General features: G+C 35.7%; 19 protein-coding genes. 3 read left to right on the forward strand and 16 right to left on the reverse strand.

Translation table 11 applies throughout. The features are described 5' to 3' along the window. Positions 1-119: 119 nt before the first annotated feature. From ytpR to ACQKM9_RS06615, 6 genes are all read right to left on the reverse strand, one after another. The gene (ytpR, locus tag ACQKM9_RS06590; protein WP_427733591.1) at positions 120-725 is read right to left on the reverse strand and encodes a YtpR family tRNA-binding protein; all 606 of its coding nucleotides are present in this window, start codon (positions 723-725) and stop codon (positions 120-122) included. Next, the gene (locus ACQKM9_RS06595; RefSeq protein ID WP_427733592.1) at positions 722-1,537 is read right to left on the reverse strand and encodes a DUF1444 domain-containing protein; all 816 of its coding nucleotides are present in this window, start codon (positions 1,535-1,537) and stop codon (positions 722-724) included. The genes ytpR and ACQKM9_RS06595 overlap by 4 nt, the downstream gene beginning before the upstream one ends. Positions 1,538-1,628: 91 nt before the next feature. Continuing rightward, positions 1,629-1,940, reverse strand: coding sequence for a thioredoxin family protein (locus tag ACQKM9_RS06600; protein ID WP_427733593.1), 312 nt, complete (start codon positions 1,938-1,940; stop codon positions 1,629-1,631). Positions 1,941-1,950: 10 nt separating this feature from the next. Next, entirely contained in the window at positions 1,951-2,472 is a 522-nt protein-coding gene (locus ACQKM9_RS06605) for a hypothetical protein (RefSeq protein ID WP_427733594.1), read from the reverse strand. 104 nt (positions 2,473-2,576) lie between these two features. Further along, positions 2,577-3,095 carry a DUF84 family protein gene (locus tag ACQKM9_RS06610; RefSeq protein WP_427733595.1) on the reverse strand — a complete coding sequence of 173 codons (519 nt, stop codon included), beginning with the start codon at positions 3,093-3,095 and terminating at the stop codon, positions 2,577-2,579. A gap of 77 nt (positions 3,096-3,172) precedes the next feature. Beyond that, positions 3,173-4,246 (reverse strand): M42 family metallopeptidase, encoded by a 1,074-nt coding sequence (locus ACQKM9_RS06615; RefSeq protein ID WP_427733596.1) that lies wholly within the window; start codon positions 4,244-4,246, stop codon positions 3,173-3,175. A 367-nt stretch (positions 4,247-4,613) separates the two neighbouring features. On the opposite strand from ACQKM9_RS06615, the gene ACQKM9_RS06620 reads away from it, so the two are divergent. Further along, positions 4,614-4,928, forward strand: coding sequence for a peptidase M4 (locus tag ACQKM9_RS06620; RefSeq protein WP_038187927.1), 315 nt, complete (start codon positions 4,614-4,616; stop codon positions 4,926-4,928). A gap of 177 nt (positions 4,929-5,105) precedes the next feature. Here the strand turns inward: ACQKM9_RS06620 and ACQKM9_RS06625 are convergent, their stop codons facing one another. The 7 genes from ACQKM9_RS06625 to pepV all read right to left on the reverse strand — a co-directional run bounded on the left by ACQKM9_RS06625 (position 5,106) and on the right by pepV (position 12,708). Beyond that, positions 5,106-5,984 carry a YtnP family quorum-quenching lactonase gene (locus tag ACQKM9_RS06625; protein WP_427733597.1) on the reverse strand — a complete coding sequence of 293 codons (879 nt, stop codon included), beginning with the start codon at positions 5,982-5,984 and terminating at the stop codon, positions 5,106-5,108. Between the two features lie 182 nt (positions 5,985-6,166). Continuing rightward, a complete protein-coding gene (gene trmB / locus ACQKM9_RS06630; protein ID WP_427733598.1) occupies positions 6,167-6,823 on the reverse strand; it encodes a tRNA (guanosine(46)-N7)-methyltransferase TrmB in 657 nt (218 codons plus the stop codon). Between the two features lie 66 nt (positions 6,824-6,889). Beyond that, positions 6,890-7,825, reverse strand: coding sequence for a diacylglycerol/lipid kinase family protein (locus ACQKM9_RS06635; protein ID WP_427733599.1), 936 nt, complete (start codon positions 7,823-7,825; stop codon positions 6,890-6,892). Continuing rightward, positions 7,822-8,850, reverse strand: coding sequence for a nuclease-related domain-containing protein (locus ACQKM9_RS06640; RefSeq protein ID WP_427733600.1), 1,029 nt, complete (start codon positions 8,848-8,850; stop codon positions 7,822-7,824). The genes ACQKM9_RS06635 and ACQKM9_RS06640 overlap by 4 nt, the downstream gene beginning before the upstream one ends. A gap of 139 nt (positions 8,851-8,989) precedes the next feature. Then, positions 8,990-9,841 carry a D-amino-acid transaminase gene (dat, locus tag ACQKM9_RS06645; RefSeq protein WP_427733601.1) on the reverse strand — a complete coding sequence of 284 codons (852 nt, stop codon included), beginning with the start codon at positions 9,839-9,841 and terminating at the stop codon, positions 8,990-8,992. A gap of 137 nt (positions 9,842-9,978) precedes the next feature. Then, a complete protein-coding gene (locus ACQKM9_RS06650) occupies positions 9,979-11,202 on the reverse strand; it encodes a right-handed parallel beta-helix repeat-containing protein (RefSeq protein ID WP_427733602.1) in 1,224 nt (407 codons plus the stop codon). Positions 11,203-11,316: 114 nt separating this feature from the next. Further along, entirely contained in the window at positions 11,317-12,708 is a 1,392-nt protein-coding gene (pepV, locus tag ACQKM9_RS06655) for a dipeptidase PepV (protein ID WP_427733603.1), read from the reverse strand. A 343-nt stretch (positions 12,709-13,051) separates the two neighbouring features. Between pepV and ACQKM9_RS06660 the strand changes: the two genes are divergently transcribed. Next, entirely contained in the window at positions 13,052-13,273 is a 222-nt protein-coding gene (locus ACQKM9_RS06660) for a DeoR family transcriptional regulator (protein WP_038187960.1), read from the forward strand. A 169-nt stretch (positions 13,274-13,442) separates the two neighbouring features. Here the strand turns inward: ACQKM9_RS06660 and ACQKM9_RS06665 are convergent, their stop codons facing one another. After that, entirely contained in the window at positions 13,443-14,150 is a 708-nt protein-coding gene (locus tag ACQKM9_RS06665; protein ID WP_427733604.1) for a pseudouridine synthase, read from the reverse strand. A gap of 9 nt (positions 14,151-14,159) precedes the next feature. After that, positions 14,160-15,767 carry a putative polysaccharide biosynthesis protein gene (locus tag ACQKM9_RS06670; RefSeq protein WP_427733605.1) on the reverse strand — a complete coding sequence of 536 codons (1,608 nt, stop codon included), beginning with the start codon at positions 15,765-15,767 and terminating at the stop codon, positions 14,160-14,162. A 125-nt stretch (positions 15,768-15,892) separates the two neighbouring features. Between ACQKM9_RS06670 and ACQKM9_RS06675 the strand changes: the two genes are divergently transcribed. After that, positions 15,893-17,152, forward strand: a complete 1,260-nt coding sequence (locus ACQKM9_RS06675) for an NAD(P)/FAD-dependent oxidoreductase (RefSeq protein ID WP_427733606.1) — start codon at positions 15,893-15,895, stop codon at positions 17,150-17,152. Between the two features lie 132 nt (positions 17,153-17,284). Here ACQKM9_RS06675 and ACQKM9_RS06680 read toward each other — a convergent pair whose 3' ends face one another. Beyond that, the gene (locus tag ACQKM9_RS06680; protein ID WP_427733607.1) at positions 17,285-18,433 is read right to left on the reverse strand and encodes an acyl-CoA dehydrogenase family protein; all 1,149 of its coding nucleotides are present in this window, start codon (positions 18,431-18,433) and stop codon (positions 17,285-17,287) included. Positions 18,434-18,437: the final 4 nt, after the last annotated feature.

The raw sequence follows: 18,437 nt of genomic DNA on the forward strand, positions 1-18,437 counted from the left end.
TAGAAAATTACCATTTCCCTCAAATTCATTTCGTATATTAATATAATTATTTCTTTTTTGTTACAAAATTAAAAATCGACATACCTATAATACGGTATGTCGATTTAACAATATTTTATTTAAGCTTGAAAAGGTGTACCTGCAACTGCATCATCCTCAAGTACTAAAATACCTTTTACTTGAGGAGCATTTGGTATTGCTAATTCACGAGCTGAACAAATCATTCCAGAAGAAGGAACGCCACGTAGCTCAGCATCTTTGATTAACATACCTGAAGGCATCACTGCTCCCACTTTAGCTACAACCACTTTTTGACCTGCTTCAACGTTTGGAGCACCACATACGATTTGTAATGTTACATCTCCAACATTTACTTTACAAATATTTAATTTATCTGCATTTGGGTGTTTTTCTTTTTCCTCAACAAGACCCACGACAAATTTAGGTGTTAGGTCAACATCTAAATTTAATGTTGCTCCATTTTTTGCGATAGCTGCATCAATTGCTGCTACAAGCTCTTCCGTAATTTCAACGTTGCCTTGTTGTTCAATTTGCATATACTCACTTGCTTTAAAAAGGTTAAACCCTTTTACTTCGCCAGTAGATTCTTCTTTTAAAAGAACTAAATCTCCGTGCTTTTCTAAAATAGTTTTTACGATTGCTTCTGTCGATAATTGAACTAGTAAAACGTCCCCAACATGAGCTTTGTTGTATGATATGATCATTTTTTCTCTTGCTCCTTTTTCACTCTGTTTTTAGCTAATATAAAGATTGGTTCTAAATCGCCATCTTCATATATAAATGATAGTGATGTAATTGGTACAGTACCCACAGTAAAGAAATGCATAGTCATTTGTGCTAGTACATCATATCCTGCTTCATTACGAATATCACCTATGATTAGCACATCTTGATGTGGTACTGACACAGTCATATCCCCTTCAATTTTACCACGCATTTCCTTTAAAAAGGCATCATTTAAAATACGGCTTGCATCATAACCATCATTTTCATTTAAAAAATAGAAAACATTGTCCGCTACAACGTCTTTTTTAACTTTCGTATTCAGCTTTCTTATTTGAAAGCGTGCAGCTTCTGTTATTTGCTCTGCTGATACATTTAGCTTGTCCAACATATCAACATCGATTAGACGATACGTATTGCCAAGATCCAGAGCATAGTAAATACGTGTTTCTGCTGTGTGATCAGTTGTTACGAATGCATGGCCATCTTTTGATTTTTTCGGAAAGGATGTAGAGCGAATGATTGGGAAAATATTATCAAGTTTTTTAAATCCTTCTGCATGCTCTTTTTCCATTGCTGAAAATGTCTCTTGAATTGTGTAAATCACTTCATCAATTGCAAGTTCCTTTTTCGTTTCATATTTAGAAAGGATGCCTGGTAAAGATATGTCCATCCCTTTACCTAGCCCTTTATGATCTAATCTTACTTTGTTGTGTTTTTCATCAAATTGCCATTCAAAGTGAGTATCACTCAATCGTTCTTGTAGCTTTTTGACTAGCTCTTTAGATTTCAACTGCTTCAACTCCCTTTATTTTCACATAAACAAACGGTTCACTTTTTTGTGAACCGTATCAGACAGCTTTTCTTTCACTATCTCCAAAGACTTATAATGATTCTAAAAACTCTTCAATTTCAATTTGTGTTTTACGATCTTTACTTACAAAACGACTACTTTCTCCACCATTTTCGAATGCGACGAAGCTAGGTATACCAAATATATTTAAGTCTCCACATAAATCAATAAAATCATCACGATTAACTGATACAAATTGAATATCTTCGAATTTTTCTTCTATTTCCGGCATAAAAGGATCGATAAAATGACAATCTGGACACCAACCTGCTGTAAATAGAAAGACTGTTTTCCCTTGTGATTTTAAGTCTGAAAATTGTTCAATAGTTTGTAAACTTTGCATGTTCTTAACCTCACTTATTAGTAATCTTCACTGATCGTACAATTTGCATCATTTGTTCTATTAGTTCATCGATATTTTCACCATTTGTAATGGTCGTCAATTTAACACCACCACTACTTACAATGATTTCATATTGTGTGTCTTCTTTCTTTAAAACACTTACAAAGCCAAATCGGTTCTTCTTTTTAAATGTTTGTTCTTTTACTATATTAGCTTTTTTATCAGCTTTCAAAGCTTTATAAAATCTTTCACTATCATTACTTTCATTAGGATTAATAAATAGAACAAATGCATTCTCATCTTTAGATAATATAATATTTGTATCATCTGATGAAGTTTCTATAGTAAATTCTGAAGGTAGATAGAAATTGATTTTATTGGCTTGCTCTGTACTTTTCTCAGGTTTGGCGTTAAATACACTTTTGGCATTTTCCATTCCCTGATCCATCTGTTCTTCAATAGTTTGTCCGCAACCTGCCAGACTTGCTAGTACAGAAATGATTAGTAACATTACAATAGTATATCGTGACATGCCATCCTCCATCCTTGCTTGAACTCCATTCTATTTTAAAGATGTTATAGAGTCCATGCAACTTTAGTGCTCTTCCCACTAAACTGCTAATATAGAGGGAAAAGTCATGCTTTTTGGAAGAAGTATTGCCCAATTAACAATTTTATAACATGTTCAAACATTTCTTTTCGATCAATTAAATCCTGAGTGAAAATACCAATTGCTCCAGAATGTTGTCGTATATCGTTTTGTTGAGTATATTCATCCATCACAGGACCCAGCTCTCTACCACTTTTCACAGCTTTTGCAATTGTTTCTGGCAATGGAATCTGAGCCCCTGCAGCCGTAATGACATGTCCGTGTTTTAAGACAAGAGCTCCCCAATTGCAAACATACATAAGCCCATCAATTTCTTTTACTCCACCCTCTAATCCAAATGAAAAATCTGCATTGGATACATTACGCGTATTTTTTGCACGATTAATTGCGCCTTCTCTTGTTTCATCATCTGTCATCGGTTGTGCGGATACGCCTGATGCAACTTCAAAATGTTGAAATGCTAATTCTTCATTTATAAATTGTTTTACAACTGCTTCTACAGCACCTGTCTTAGCTTTATTTTTTGTTCCAATTGCTATTAGCATTTTCATACTCCTTCAGTTATTTATTTATGTACAGAAAAAGAGGGCCCATGTCGGAACCCCCTTAATAGTATAACAAATTAGCCGTTTGCACGGATTGTTTCTAACGTTGTACGGTCTGCATTTTTGACCAGCTTCACAATCAATTCCTTCGCTGCATCTAAATCATCCGTATGAATAATTGAAGCATGTGTATGAATATAACGTGAACAAATACCGATAACAGAACTTGGTACACCATCATTAGAAATATGTACATTTCCTGCATCTGTGCCACCTGGTGACACGAAATATTGATATGGAATATTATTAGATTCAGCTGTATCTAGAATGTATTCACGCATTCCTCTATGAGTAATCATTGTGCGGTCTAAAATACGAAGTAAAGGACCTTTACCTAGTTGACCGAATTGTGTTTTATCACCTGAAGTATCATTAGCTGGGCTGGCATCTAATGCAAAGAAAAGATCAGGTTTAATCAAATTAGCTGACACTTTAGCCCCGCGTAATCCAACCTCTTCCATTACATTTGCACCTGAATATAATGTATTCGGTAGTTTTTCTTCTTTTAGTTCTTTTAATAATTCAATCGCTAGCCCACAGCCATAACGATTATCCCATGCTTTTGCCATAATTTTTTTCGGGTTTGCCATCGGTGTAAATGGACAAACCGGAATAATTGATTGTCCTGGAATGATGCCCATCTTTTCTGCATCTGCTTTATCGTCAGCACCTACATCAATTAACATATTACTAATTTCCATTGGTTTTGACTGCATTTCTGGTGTTAATAAATGTTTTGGAACAGAAGCAATAACCCCTGGGATTGCACCATTTGCCGCATATACTTCAACACGTTGTGCAAGCATTACTTGATTCCACCATCCACCTAGAGGTTGGAAACGAAGCATACCATTTTCAGTAATTGAAGTTACCATAAAAGCAACTTCATCCATATGACCTGCAACTAGAATGCGTGGACCATTTTCGTCACCCTTTTTTAATCCGAAAATGCCACCTAAATTGTCTTGCACAATCTCATCAGCATACTTAGATAACTCTTGTCGCATAAAAGCGCGTACGGCACGTTCATCACCCGGCGCCCCTGGTAATTCAGTTAATGTTTTAAACATATCTAAAGTTTCTTGATTCAATTGAAAAGCCTCCTTTTATAAGCCACTATATCTTTTATTTTATCCAAAAACTGCTTTTAATACTAGCACTTTATTTCGGCAACCGAAATGTGGAAGGCGCTCGTTTAGCTACACTTCGCGTTGGAGGGCGGAAGCCAAAGTCGCTTTTTGACTTTGAGCGACCGACCGAAATGCCGAAAGTAGCTAGCGCCTGCAACTAGCCATACCGAAATTTGAAGGGCGCTCGTTTAGCTAACAGTGTGACCTCCATGTATAAAACATTCCGCAATTTGAAATAGTATTCCCAAAAGTGCTACCCTCACATTTTCACTCCATATAATGGATGTGGTACACTAGCTTCATATGAAATTTAGGGAGGCAATGATCTATGAAATTACGTGATTTCCTACTTGGTGTTGCAACAGGACTTGCTGCTGCTTATGTAATTAAAGAAGCTAGCGAAAAAATTTATCCAAACAAACCAGCTAATTCAGTATTGTCTGACATTAAAAACTTATTTAAACAAGAAGGTCCTATCGATGGGTCATGGATTTTCATGGAACCAGAAGTTTTCAAAAAAGAAAACATCGAAATCCCTGTGTATAAAGGCGGTATTTCTCGCGTTCATAATGGAGAAACGCAAAGTTTCGAATTCGCTGCTGATGCGAAAACAGGCTCGATTATTGACTTAGTACGCGTTTAATCCTTACATTCTTCTAAAACTCCTCGTATAGAGGAGTTTTTTTTATCCTTAAACCTATAAAATACAAACGTAATTTTCTCTTCCGTAGTTGACCACTCTCCTATTTCATATAAAAAAGGTATCTCATGAGCCAACCTTTCAACTCAGAGATACCTACTATAATGAGAAGGAAAAGAATTATCCTTTAGAGACAGTCTCTTCTTTCCTCTCTTCTCTTGTACGCTTCAATTCTCCAATGACTTCTTTACCTGTCTCATTCCATTTAATGAGGCGATAGTGTGCATCATGATAGAAGCTAAACCAATAGCCTTTTTCTAATGCTTCCTTCATTAACTTTTCTTTCGCGAAAACTGATGTCATTGGATAGTCATCGTACGCAAGTACCCATAGAGGATTTTGGTGAGCATGTGTTGGCATAATGTCCGCCATATGTAGAATAGTCTCACCATTTTGCGTTAGCTTGATAATACTGTGCCCATTACTATGGCCACCTGTATGAATCATTTCAACCCCAGGTAATACCTCTAACTTATCTGTAAAAGGTGCTACTAAATGTTGCACTGGCTCCCAATTTTCTTTCCAATACGTATTTGCTGAACGAATATTTGGTTCGCGCATTTCATCCCATTCAACTTGTGATACAAAGATTTTAGCATTCGGGAAAGTTGGTACTAGCTTGTCCTGTTCCCATTTTGTTAAGCCACAAGCATGGTCAAAATGTAAATGTGTCATAAGTATATAATCGATGTCTTCAGATAGTAATCCCATTTCAACTAAGCTATCATCGATAAATGATTCCTCTGTCACACCGAAATTTCGTAACTGCTTTTCAGTAAACTTGTTATTTCCAACACCCGTATCGACTAACATATTCTTGCCTTGATATTGAATAAGAATTGGATCTGTCGGTAGTTCAATTTGGTTATTTTCATTAACTGGATACTTGCGTGACCAAAGTGGCTTTGGCACTACCCCAAACATTGCTCCGCCATCTAAAAAAGTGGTTCCCCCTTTGAGCCATGTAAATGTCATATCATGAAATATAAATTGATCCATTTCCTTGTCCCCCTTGTTAATAATTAAGGTTCTAGCATTTCTATTTTTATATAAAAATGAATATTCCCTCATATAAATTGTAACATGCCCCAAAAAGTTGTTCTATTTTTTTCTATCCTTTTCCATTTTTACAAACAAAAAATGCAGAAGCTTTATATATGCTCCTGCATTTTCAAAATCCATTATTTCTCTTCTGGTAATTGGAATTGTGCCTCCACGCGATAAATCGGTTGACCTTTAGCAGAGAATTTCTCTTCGTATTCAGTCATAATATTATCTTCAGGCATTTCTTTGTGTAAGTCTAAAGAGACATAAACAAGTTTCATGCCATATTGTGACATGCTCACTAAAGAGTTTTCAAATAGACCACGGTTATCTGTTTTGAAGTGTACTTCACCGAAATCAGGTAAGATATTCTCATAAATACTTAAGAAGCCAGAGTGTGTTAATCTTCTTTTTGCATGACGTGTTTTTGGCCATGGATCAGAGAAGTTTAAGTATAAACGGTCAACATCGTTTTTCTCAAAAAACTTTTCTAAATCCGAACCGTTTACTTTTAATAATCGTAAATTAGATGGCTGACCAGCAGCTTGTACTTTTTCAACCGCCTTTACGATTACACTGTCAAAAAGCTCAATACCGATATAGTTAATCTCTGGATTAGCAATCGCCATACCAGTGATAAATTGTCCTTTACCTGTTCCTACTTCAATATGCAATGGATTGTCGTTTTGGAATACTTCATTCCATTTACCTTTTTGTTCTTCAGGATTTGGAACGACGATGTCTGGGTGACTAGCGATAAATTCTTCAGCCCATGGTTTATGTCGAAGTCTCAATTGTTTTCCTCATTTCTGTTATTTCTACTGTTCAACTTCTCATTATTAAAGAAAGCTTTCCATTCGTCAAGAAGACTTTCTTGCCAATCGCCAAGCTTGATGGTTTACGCCAAAGTGAATCGACTCATATTCCTTAGTCTTACCAGCAAATTCTCCATCTGTATGAGCCATAACCTCGTTTTGAATTTCTACTTCGAATTCTTTAGCAGAATATTGCTGAACTGCTTTTAATCCTGTATGTTTACCCAAAAAGACCGTACTAAACAGAAACAATAATTTTAAAGGAGAGATTTCATAAACAATTGTCAATTCGATATGGTGATCATCTGGGATAGAATATGGCGAGACTTTCATTCCACCACCAAAGTATGGCTGATTACTAGCTACAACTAGCCATACATTGTCAAAAATTTTTTCTTTTCCATTATGTACAACTTTAGCCGAAAATGTTTTAAAATTTAGTAATGCCTTAAGTAAAAAATAAATATATGTCAGTTTCCCTAAACGAAGTATATTAAAGTATTGTTTAAGCTTCGATTCATTCGCCTCTTTAGCTATATATGCATCGATGCCAATTCCTGCGTTATTAACAAAATAATATGTATCGCCATTTCTTTCCATAGTACCGATATCCATTAACTGACCATCACTATGTTGCTCAACATACATTTTTATTTCTGCAGCTGTTTTAAATGTTTCATATCCTCTTCCAAAGTCATTTCCAGAACCTGCTCCAATTGCTCCAATACGTACTTCTTCATTTTCTAAAATGCCTTGTACAACTTCATGAACTGTTCCATCTCCACCAATCGCTATCAATAAATACTTTTCTGATTGCACTATCGCTGAATTAGCGTATCGTTTTGCAATCTCGGTTGCATGACCCGGGTAAGCTGTAAACTCTATTTGATACGGGATTTGCAATGACTTTTCTAGTTGTCTCCATTTCCTCTTAGCAGTACCATTTCCCGCTTTTTCATTCATAATAAAAACAACTTTCACTGATTCATATCCTTTTCCTCAATCTTTCTATCCCAATTCGTACGATGGAATGATGTTGTTTGTACTGTATTTAATATCGACTGTGCAGCTTTAAACTGCATATGCTTCATGGGAGATGGGTTCTTTTTTAAATGGGAAAACCATTCTGGAAATTTGCGTTTATCGATAAACTGAATACCATATGCCGAACCTGGATAGTCGATATAGCCATTACGTGACAAGACAATTTTATGGATTGGTATATCAATTTCATCATTTGTAAACAATTGTTTCAATATAGATTCCATACGATTTAAACTAATCAATGGACTTAACACTTTTTTGTCTGTTGTACCTACTTTTTTCAACCAAAAGCGATCCCCGCTTCCGATAAATGAAGCTCGTTCTTCCTCTTCAAGAACTTGAATACAAAGACAATTTGTTGGTGTTAATAATATAATCCCCATCTCAATAGGTGCTTTCTTCAATTGTAGAATCGGATTGTAGAATAACAAATAACTATCTGGAAGGTTTTGAGTCATTGATCGTAATAACGAATCACGTTGATATCTTGGCTCAACATATGATTTTTCTCTTAAAGTTGAACTAGCCCACTTTAATTGAAATTGAAATAGCTGATCAATATACATTCGCTTTAATTCTTCAGCAGTTTGTGGTCGATAAAGAATATTTGGTTCAAAATCCAAAGTCATAATTTCCTCTGGTATGTCTTCCTCATCTGTTACGCCATGACTTAGACTAGCTTCATCTTGTAATTCGTCATTTTGTACAAACTCCTCTTGCATAAAAGCTTCATCTTTCTTTTTAAGAGAGAAAGGGAATAGCTTCTTAAAAAACAGATTACGTTGTTTTTTTTCTAATTCTTCAGACTCATGCTCCCATTGCTCTATTTCAGCACCAGTTTCCCATTCCTTTTTCATACGTTCCCATTGAATCTGTTTTAATCGTACAAATTGAGACGGATAGCGTTTTAAATCAATTTGATAGCGTGAAATGTAATCTTGTAGCTTAACTAATTGCGCCATTATAAGCTTCCCTTCTAAGATAAATTCGTTCAAAAGCAGGATTATTTTTACTGTTTTATCTATCCATTCTACATGACGTAAAGAAAAAAAAATAGAGAAGGCGTTGATTTCGCCCACTCTATCTCTATATTTTGTAAAATTATAAGGACCCTAACCGCTGTACACGTGCATCAAAAGCAGCTTGTAATTTTCTAGTCCATTCACCTGGTTTCCCATTGGCAATTATATTGTCATCAATTTGAATAATAGGCGTAATTTCAGAACTTGTTGATGACATAAAGAATTCATCCATGTCTAATGCTTGCTCTGTTGTGAATGCTTCTTCTGTAACAGATAAACCTATTTCTTCACAAAGGGACATTATCACTCTTCTTGTAATCCCATTTAAGATTAAATTGTTAGTTGGATGTGTATAGAGTACACCATCTTTTATACCATACATATTTGAAGAAGAACCTTCAGTTACAATTTCGCCACGATGTTGGATTGCTTCATAGCAACCTGCTTGTTGTGCAGCTTCTTTTGCTAACACATTACCAAGTAAGTTTAAACTTTTAATATCGCAACGTAACCAGCGAATATCTTCTACAAATTTAGCTTTTACACCTTTTTCATACTTTTCAATTGAACGCTCACCTTTCATTGTATAAGCGATGAAGACTGGTTCAGGCGTAGGTGTCGGGAATGCATGAGCACGAGGTGAAGAACCACGAGTAATTTGAAAATAGACATAGCCATTAACAATTTCGTTAGCTTCAATCAAATCATATACCATTTTATGGAGAACATCTTTTGTATACGGAATCACTATATTAATTTTTTCAGCACTTTCATAAAAACGGTCAATATGCTCAATTACTGTGAACATTGAGCCGTTATAAATTTTAATAACTTCATAGACGCCATCACCAAATTGATAGCCCCGGTCTTCTATAGAAAGTTTGATTTCTTCCTCTTTTACCAAACGGTCATTCCAAAGCATTGTTGTCATTCAAGCATCTCCTCAAGTCGTTTCTACACATATTTTACTCTTAGTTATCTGCCTCATTTTTATCACAATCATCAAAAAAGCGCAATGAATAAATATACTTCATTGCACTTTTAGGGGTTAAAATTAAATTAGAGGTATTATTTTTTTAAATATACTTTTTCTGGTTTTGAGTAATTTTTAAACTCTTCATTAGATATTCGTATAAAATCTTCTTTCATGTTATGTCCATTGTTCATAGCTAATGCTTTTTTATTCGCTTCACTTAAATCATTGAAAATAGTCTCATATTCTTCCCCTGGTCCATTATTCTGCCAAACAATAAATTGCATTGCACGGCTTACGTTAGTAAACACATTATTTTGGAAAGTAGGATTTACCGCACCACTTGCTAAAATACCACGTAAATTACCTTCATTTACATTTGTGATGGTATTATTTTCAATAACTGAGTTTGACCAGTTCATCACACGGATTGCATCTGAACGTGTATTGGAAATTTCATTATTTCGAATAATAATGCGGTCATGATATTTCCCACCAGAATACTTATGTGTTCCCACTGCTCGGTCAAGTAGATTAAATTTATTGTTTTCTATAACTACATTGAAATTTGGCTGAGCGTCAAATTTACTCCAAATTTGGCTCCAACCACTTGTTTTTGCATCTGGTGTATCAATATTGATGGCTTCTTTATTATAGCCTAGATAGTTTCTAGAGCCATCAAATGTACAGTTTTTCACAACTACGTTTTTTGAAGCATCCATTTCAATAAAATGTCCTGAGTACATATTTAAAAACGTAATATTATCTACAACTATGTTTTGGTTATGCCCCATAATAATGGAGATAGCAGCAAGATCATAATCCATATCGATAGTTACTTCACCATGACCGATTAAGGAAATATTCTTTTCCCCTTTAAATTTGCCAAACGCATCATCTTCTTTTGCTTTAGAAGGTCTCACAAATTGGAATATGGATTTAGCTGGTTTCATGCTAGAACCCGTATCTGTTCCTTTAATTATTCTAACACCATCTTCAAATTCAATCGTTACATTAGATGGTACAAAAAGTGCGTTTGTAACTGTATATGTTCCTTCATTCAAAATCAGTGTTCCGCCACCCGTACTTTCTAGTTTTTCTAGATATGAACGTAACATATAATATTGCATCGTTTCACTAGTATAAGTGGAATAGTTCATATAATTTTCATTGATTGGATCTGATAAAGGAGTAACTGTGTATACAGGCCTATCCTCCTGATCCGCTGCATTTACTGCATCTTTAGATATGTATAATAGTAAACTAAAAAACAGAACTGTTGCTCCAAATAAAATACTTATTCTCTTAACATTAAGCATTGATCTAAAATCTCCTTTATGTTGAGTATAATATATAACAAACCCCCATCCAAATATTAGAAGGGGGGTTAATAATTAGTGTACTATACTTTTACATTTCAAAAAAGGTAAATCTTATTTCGTTGCGAGTTCGACAATGGCATCTGCATAAATAGCAGCAGCCTTCACTAAGTTTTCAACTACAACAAACTCATCTGCCTGGTGCGCGATATCAGGCTCACCTGGGAATAGCATACCAAAAGCTACACCTGTTTTTAATTCACGTGCGTAAGTACCACCACCAATTGATAATAGCTCGGCTTTTTCCCCAGTATTACGCTCATAAACTTTAATGAGTTTTTGGATTAACTCTTCTTTCTCATCTACATAATGAGGAGCTGAGTTTTCTGCTATATCTAACGTAAATCCATTTTTAGCAAGCTGTTGTTGAGCCGCAGTTATTTTTTCATCATATGGATATGTGACAGAATAGCGCATACTTACTTGCACTTCTCCACCTTTCCCCGCTTCGAATGAAATTACCCCTGCATTAAGAGTAGTATCGCCAGACATATCATCATTGAAATCTAGTCCTAAAGCATGCCCACGCGTTTCTTCACCAAAAGCAGTTACTAAGAACTGTACAAATTCTTTTGAACCTAAAGTTGTTAATTGTGTATTCAAGAATGCTGCTAGTTTTACTGCTGCATTCACACCCGCATTTGGCTCCATTGCGTGAGCAGATTTCCCCTTAATAGAAACAATAATTACATCAGATACCTTTTCAATCGCACCTTGTAAGCTCTCTTGTTGCAAATATGCTTGAAATGCTTCTTCAAAATCAGCAGATACATTTTGAATTTCGGCTTTTGCATTATCAGGCACCATATTCGTACGATGACCTGCTTTGAAAGAAATTAATTGTTCGTTTTCAGCTGTTTTTTGCTGTTGGCTAAATACTAATACAGCTATTCCTTTTTCAGCATTAATAATTGGAAAATCAGCATCTGGGGCAAATCCTAAAGTTGGCATTTCTTCTTTCTCAAAATAGCGAGTTACACAACGGAATCCAGTTTCTTCATCAGAACCGATAATTAAACGTACTCGACGATCTAGTTGAACCCCTGAATCCTTCACCATTTTCATAGCGAGCCAAGCAGCCATTGTTGGACCTTTGTCATCAATTGCCCCTCGTCCAAATAATTTGCCATCCTCGACAACACCACCAAACGGAGGATGTTGCCAATCACTCCCTGCAGGTACTACATCAACATGACAAAGGATTCCAACTAGCTCTTCACCTTGCCCCATTTCAATATGCCCTGCCATATTATCGATATTCTTTGTCGATAACCCCTGCTCTTCACCTTTTTGTAATAACCAATTCATCGCTTTTAATGGTCCTTCACCAAAAGGTGCTTCTGCCGTAATTGTTGTTTCATCTAAAACACTTTCAATTTGCACTAATTCTTGCAATTCTTTAATCAATTCGTCTTGTCTTTCTTGAGCTTGTATTAACCAATTCAAATTCGTTCCTCCTTACACTTTTCATAAATCTATTTTACACTGTTCCTTACTTCGAAGATAGAAATAACATAGAGTTAGGAAATACACGAACATTCTTCCAGTTAACCCATTAAATAATTCGTGAATGACTATGAACATACTGTTACAACTTTGTAAATACAAACAAAACGTTGGAAAAGTATAAGATTTTTCGTTATAATCGAATTGTCAGACAATCATATTCTGACGATCAACTAAAAGAAGGGGATGTCTAAGGCAAAAGAAAAAAAGCCTGAAATACATCGCATATATTATCGTCCGCTAGTCTTTGCCATGAGAATTAAGATGAAGGAGTGGTTCAACTTTGAAACCAACTACTGATCGGATGCTCAATCGTATTAAAGATGTGTATATGTACATTCTTAGCAATGGGACTGTAACTACACAAGATTTAGTCGATGAATTCGGTATTACTCCTCGCACCATTCAAAGAGATTTGAATGTGTTAGCCTTTAATGACTTGGTAGAAAGCCCAAGTCGAGGTAACTGGACAACGACGCGTAAAAAAGTGAAAATGACATCATAGAACCATTCGATGAGTTAGATCTCACGCTTTTCGTTGAATAAGACGTTAACATTTGCCTTTATTTAGATTTATCATGCTGATTGCAAAAACGTCTTTTCAAAATCACTATTAAATTTATTACATGTAAAAAAGAATGACCATGCTGCGTCGCTTGGTCATTCTTTTTGTTTTAAGATTTTAAGCTATTTAATTCTTCTTCAGTTAACTCGCGGTATTCACCAAGTTCTAATTGTTCATCTAATTTTAATGACCCCATTGAAAGACGTTTTAAATACGTCACCTTTTTCCCAACCGACTCAAACATACGCTTCACCTGATGGAATTTTCCTTCTGAAATCGTCAATTCAATTTCAGAAGTAGGACCAGCATTTAAAATAACTAGCTCACCAGGTTTTGTCATATAGCCATCTTCTAGCATGACACCTCTAGAAAATGCTTCAATATCCGCATCTGTTACTTCACCATCAATTTGCGCATAATACACTTTCGGAACATGCTTTTTCGGTGACAATAAGTTATGTGTCAATCCACCGTCATTTGTGATCAACAGTAAACCTTCTGTATCTTTATCTAAACGTCCTACAGGGAACGGTTCAAAATGTGCATGAAAAGGGTCTAGTAGATCGATAACTGTCTGATCATGCAAATCTTCTGTTGCTGAAATTACACCCGGTGGCTTGTGCATCATTAAATAAATAAATTCTTGATAATGCACACGCTCTCCTAATACTGACACATTTTGTTTTACAGGATCTACATGTTTTGATACATCTTTTGCTACTTCGCCGTCAACAGTTACTGCTTTCATCTTCAGTAACTGTTTGATTTCTTTACGCGAACCGTAGCCCATATTGGATAATAATTTATCTAAGCGCATTTTTTCCTCCTACATGCCAAGCTTGCGTGAAATTCTTGTAATTCGTTCTCCTAATAATTTTTGGGCTAAGCCAACTCGTAGAGAACAATATCCGTATACAACGACTCCTACAGTTGCACAAATCGTTAAGTATAGTAGTGCTTGCCATTTTGTTTCTGCCACACCCATTAACAATAATAATTTATGGACGATGATAACAATAGCTGCCATTATGGCAGTTAAAATAGTTATCAAAATTGAACGTCTAATAACAACAAATGATCTGTAATTTAACGCTTTTTTCAGTACGACCATATTAATGACGATCGATACAGTATAGCCCATCGCTGTCGCTATGATTGCACCTTTTGTTTGAAAAGCTTCAATCAGTGGTATGTTGACGGTAAGTTTTACTAAAATCCCTGTTAATAAACTAAAAACAATCCACTTTTGATAATCGATTCCTTGTAATAAGGCTGCTGTCACTTGGAAAAAAGCAAATAAAATCGCTACTGGTGCGTATGCTGCTAAAATACTCGCACCCATTGCATCATTTGAATATAACAAATGATAAATATCTTTAGACAGTATTGAGATTCCAACTACAGCTGGTAAAGTGACAAATAATAAAATTTGATACGTTTTATCCATCGCATGAATAAGTTGTGTATGCTCTCCGCTTGTAAAATACTTTGTAATTGTTGGTACTAAAGCCATCGAAAAACCTGTTGCAAGCATGACTGGAATAATAACAATTTTATGAGTTGTAAAATTCAGCATACTTAAATATAAATCCGTTACACTCGATAAACCAATGTTCGCCATAGCTGTATTAAATGTTAGCATATCAACTAACTGGAATAGTGGGTTTGCCACCCCAACAAATACAAATGGAATGGAATAACGAATGACTTCGGAATAAATTTCTTTATACGATAACTTACCAGAAGAAACACTTTGAGAAAGCTTCAAATCAAACTCCGGTTTTAATCGTTTCCAATAATAATAGAGAACCAATAGTCCCCCAAGTGCTCCGATAAATGCAGAAAACACCGCAAATGAAATAGCTGTCTCTGCTAATCCTCCAAATACTTTCACTATTAAAAATGAACCTATTAGTAGCGCAATAATACGCACAATTTGCTCAATCAATTGTGAAATAGCAGTTGGTTTCATATGGTCATAACCTTGGAAAAAACCACGAACTAAACTCATAAAAGGTACGACAATAAGCGCGAAACTAACCCAGCGAATAACTGATGCTATTTGAGCAACAGAAAAAATTTGCTCTTCATCTTTAATAACTAAATGTGCAATCGGCGTTGCTAATAAAAAAAGAATTAAAAATGATAAAAAACCAGTGATTGTCATGATAAGTAAACCAGACTTCACAAGTTTTCGCCCTGACTCATAATCACCTATACTATTGTATTTCGATACAAATTTTGAAACTGCAATTGGCGCGCCTGAAATCGCCACCGACAGCATTATTGTATATGGAATGTAGGCATACGAATATAACGCAACATTTTCTTGCCCTATGATGGCGTAAAACGGGAATACGTAAACGAGGCCAAGTACTTTCGATAAAAACATGCCAATGGTCAAAATGGCAGTGCTTTTCATTAATGATGACATACAACCCTTCCATTCTTCGTAAATCTAATGAACCTAAATGATAGTTTACAACTCAAAGAACAATTACTCAAATAGTTTATGTAAATCATGTATAATAAATAAAAAAAGAAAGTGAGTTCACATATATGTATGACGTCATAATAATCGGTGGGGGTCCCTCTGGCCTAATGGCCGCAATCGCTGCTGGCACTGAAAGAAAGAAAGTATTACTGCTTGAAAAAGGAACAAAATTAGGTAAGAAATTAGCTATCTCAGGAGGCGGTCGCTGTAATGTCACAAATCGCCTACCTGTTGAAGAAATCGTCAAACATATTCCAGGAAATGGTCGATTCTTATACAGCCCGTTTACTGTTTATAACAACGAAGATATCATTGCCTTTTTTGAAGGCTTAGGCGTCGCTCTAAAAGAAGAAGATCATGGGCGTATGTTCCCTGTCTCCAATCGTGCGCAAGACGTTGTAGATGCTATGATTAACGAATTACATCGCTTAAAAGTAGATGTTCGAATAAGTACAACCGTTAGTAAATTATTAATGGATGAGAACAAAATTCTAGGCGTACGCTTAGCAAATGGTGAAGAAATACTTTCAAATGCAGTCGTAGTAGCAGTTGGTGGTAAAGCTGTACCACAAACAGGTTCGACAGGAGATGGCTATCCTTGGGCTGAGAAGGCCGGTCATACTGTAACAGATCTCTATCCAACAGAAGTTCCTCTACTTTCAAACGAAAACTTCATCCGCCTTCGCGAACTACAAGGATTAGCATTACGTGATGTAGCTGTTTCCGTGCTAAACAAAAAAAGCAAACCTTTAGTAACACATCAAATGGACATGCTTTTTACTCACTTCGGTTTAAGTGGACCTGCCATTTTACGCTGTAGCCAATTCGTCGTAAAAGAAATGAAGAAAAACGGTGGTAACCCAGTTACTATTCGCATTCAATCATTAATGGATTACAACGAAGAATCTGCATTCCAAATGCTCTTTAAACTGGCAAAAGATGAGCCGAAAAAAGCATTAAAAAACGTGTGGAAAGGTATTGTACTTGAGCGCTGGCTATTATTCCTACTAGAGCGTGCTGGCCTTGACGCACAATCTATCGGTGCTGACCTTGCTGCAGAGAAAACACGTTTATTTGCAAAAGAATTGGTCGCATTTGAAATGACTGTGAATGGTACACAACCATTAGAAAAAGCTTTCGTAACTGGCGGCGGCGTTTCAGTAAAAGAGATTGAGCCTAAAACAATGGCTTCTAAAAAGAAACTCGGCCTTTATTTCTGTGGTGAAATTTTAGATGTTCATGGTTATACAGGCGGATACAATATTACTTCTGCACTTGTAACTGGGCGAATTGCTGGTATGAGTGCTGCTCAATTTACAAACTAGCTCCAATTTTTAATTCTTTTATTTCATTATTAAAGCCATTATTTCGATTTCACTCGAAATAATGGCTTTTTATGTTATTTATACAAATTTTTTATAGTTCACTTTTATTATGGATAGAAATAAGTATCGACTTTATAAACCTAAATTTTTGGCAATGATTACTTTCATGATTTCATTTGTTCCTGCGTATATAGACGCGACAGGTATATCTCGGTATCTTCTAGCAATCTTATATTCTTCCATATAGCCATATCCGCCATGTAATTGCATACAATCACTGGAGATTTGCCTTGCAGATTCTGTCATCCAATACTTCGCCATTGACACTTTTGTAACAATATCTTTTCCAGCTATATGCTCTTCAATTAGAGACTCAAGGAATGTTTTTCCAAGTTCAATTTTTGTCGCAATCTCTGCGATTTTAAATTGTGTATTTTGGAAAGATGATATTGATTTTCCAAAAGCTTTGCGTGATTTTATATACTCTAACGTTGTCTCCAACATATCCTCTGCAGCTATTTGAGTTGAAATAGCAACTACTAACCTTTCTTGCTGCAGTTTTTGCATTAGATAGCTAAAGCCACGACCTTCCTCACCTAATAAGTTACTCACAGGTACTTTACAGTCTTCAAAATATAATTCAGCTGTGTCTTGTGCGTGGAGACCGACTTTATCTAATTTGCGCCCTTTAGTGAAACCAGGCATTCCATCTTCAACAACAATTAAGCTAACACCTCTATGCTTTGGTTCTGCTTGTGGATTTGTTTTAACAGCTACGACAAATAGATTGCCATTAATGCCATTTGTTATAAACGTCTTTTGACCGTTCAACACATAGTAATCACCTTCTCGAGTAGCTGTCGTTTGAATATTTGCTAAGTCTGATCCAGTTCCTGGCTCTGTCATTGCAATCGCTGTAATAGTATCGCCCGTCACACAATTCGGCAACCACCGCTTCTTCTGTTCCTTTGAAGCAAATGACTCAATATACGGAACAACAATGTCATTATGTAGGCCTACCCCTACTAGACTACTTCCTACTCGTTCTAACTCTTCTGAAATAATAACATTAAAACTAAAATCTAAACCAAGACCACCATATTCCTCTTCTACTTGGGGACATAGAAAGCCCATCTCAGCAAGACTCTTCCAAAATGCAATTGGAATTATTCGATTTTTCTCCCACGTTTCATAAAAAGGTGCAGCTTCTTTTTGTAGAAACTTTCGAAGTGATTCCCTGAACATCTCATGCTCTTCTGTTTCAAATCTATATCTCGTCATAAAT

Origin of the sequence: Viridibacillus sp. NPDC093762 (assembly GCF_050279675.1) — a bacterium.
Taxonomy (GTDB): Bacteria; Bacillota; Bacilli; order Bacillales_A; family Planococcaceae; genus Viridibacillus.

Coding starts and splice junctions, on each gene's coding strand:
- ytpR (WP_427733591.1), bottom strand. CDS start 725: ATGATCATATCATACAACAAAGCTCATGTTGGGGACGTTTTACTAGTT.
- ACQKM9_RS06600 (WP_427733593.1), bottom strand. CDS start 1,940: ATGCAAAGTTTACAAACTATTGAACAATTTTCAGACTTAAAATCACAA.
- ACQKM9_RS06605 (WP_427733594.1), bottom strand. CDS start 2,472: ATGTCACGATATACTATTGTAATGTTACTAATCATTTCTGTACTAGCA.
- ACQKM9_RS06610 (WP_427733595.1), bottom strand. CDS start 3,095: ATGCTAATAGCAATTGGAACAAAAAATAAAGCTAAGACAGGTGCTGTA.
- ACQKM9_RS06620 (WP_038187927.1), top strand. CDS start 4,614: ATGAAATTACGTGATTTCCTACTTGGTGTTGCAACAGGACTTGCTGCT.
- ACQKM9_RS06625 (WP_427733597.1), bottom strand. CDS start 5,984: ATGGATCAATTTATATTTCATGATATGACATTTACATGGCTCAAAGGG.
- ACQKM9_RS06640 (WP_427733600.1), bottom strand. CDS start 8,850: ATGGCGCAATTAGTTAAGCTACAAGATTACATTTCACGCTATCAAATT.
- dat (WP_427733601.1), bottom strand. CDS start 9,841: ATGACAACAATGCTTTGGAATGACCGTTTGGTAAAAGAGGAAGAAATC.
- ACQKM9_RS06650 (WP_427733602.1), bottom strand. CDS start 11,202: ATGCTTAATGTTAAGAGAATAAGTATTTTATTTGGAGCAACAGTTCTG.
- ACQKM9_RS06665 (WP_427733604.1), bottom strand. CDS start 14,150: ATGCGCTTAGATAAATTATTATCCAATATGGGCTACGGTTCGCGTAAA.
- ACQKM9_RS06670 (WP_427733605.1), bottom strand. CDS start 15,767: ATGTCATCATTAATGAAAAGCACTGCCATTTTGACCATTGGCATGTTT.
- ACQKM9_RS06675 (WP_427733606.1), top strand. CDS start 15,893: ATGTATGACGTCATAATAATCGGTGGGGGTCCCTCTGGCCTAATGGCC.
- ACQKM9_RS06680 (WP_427733607.1), bottom strand. CDS start 18,433: ATGACGAGATATAGATTTGAAACAGAAGAGCATGAGATGTTCAGGGAA.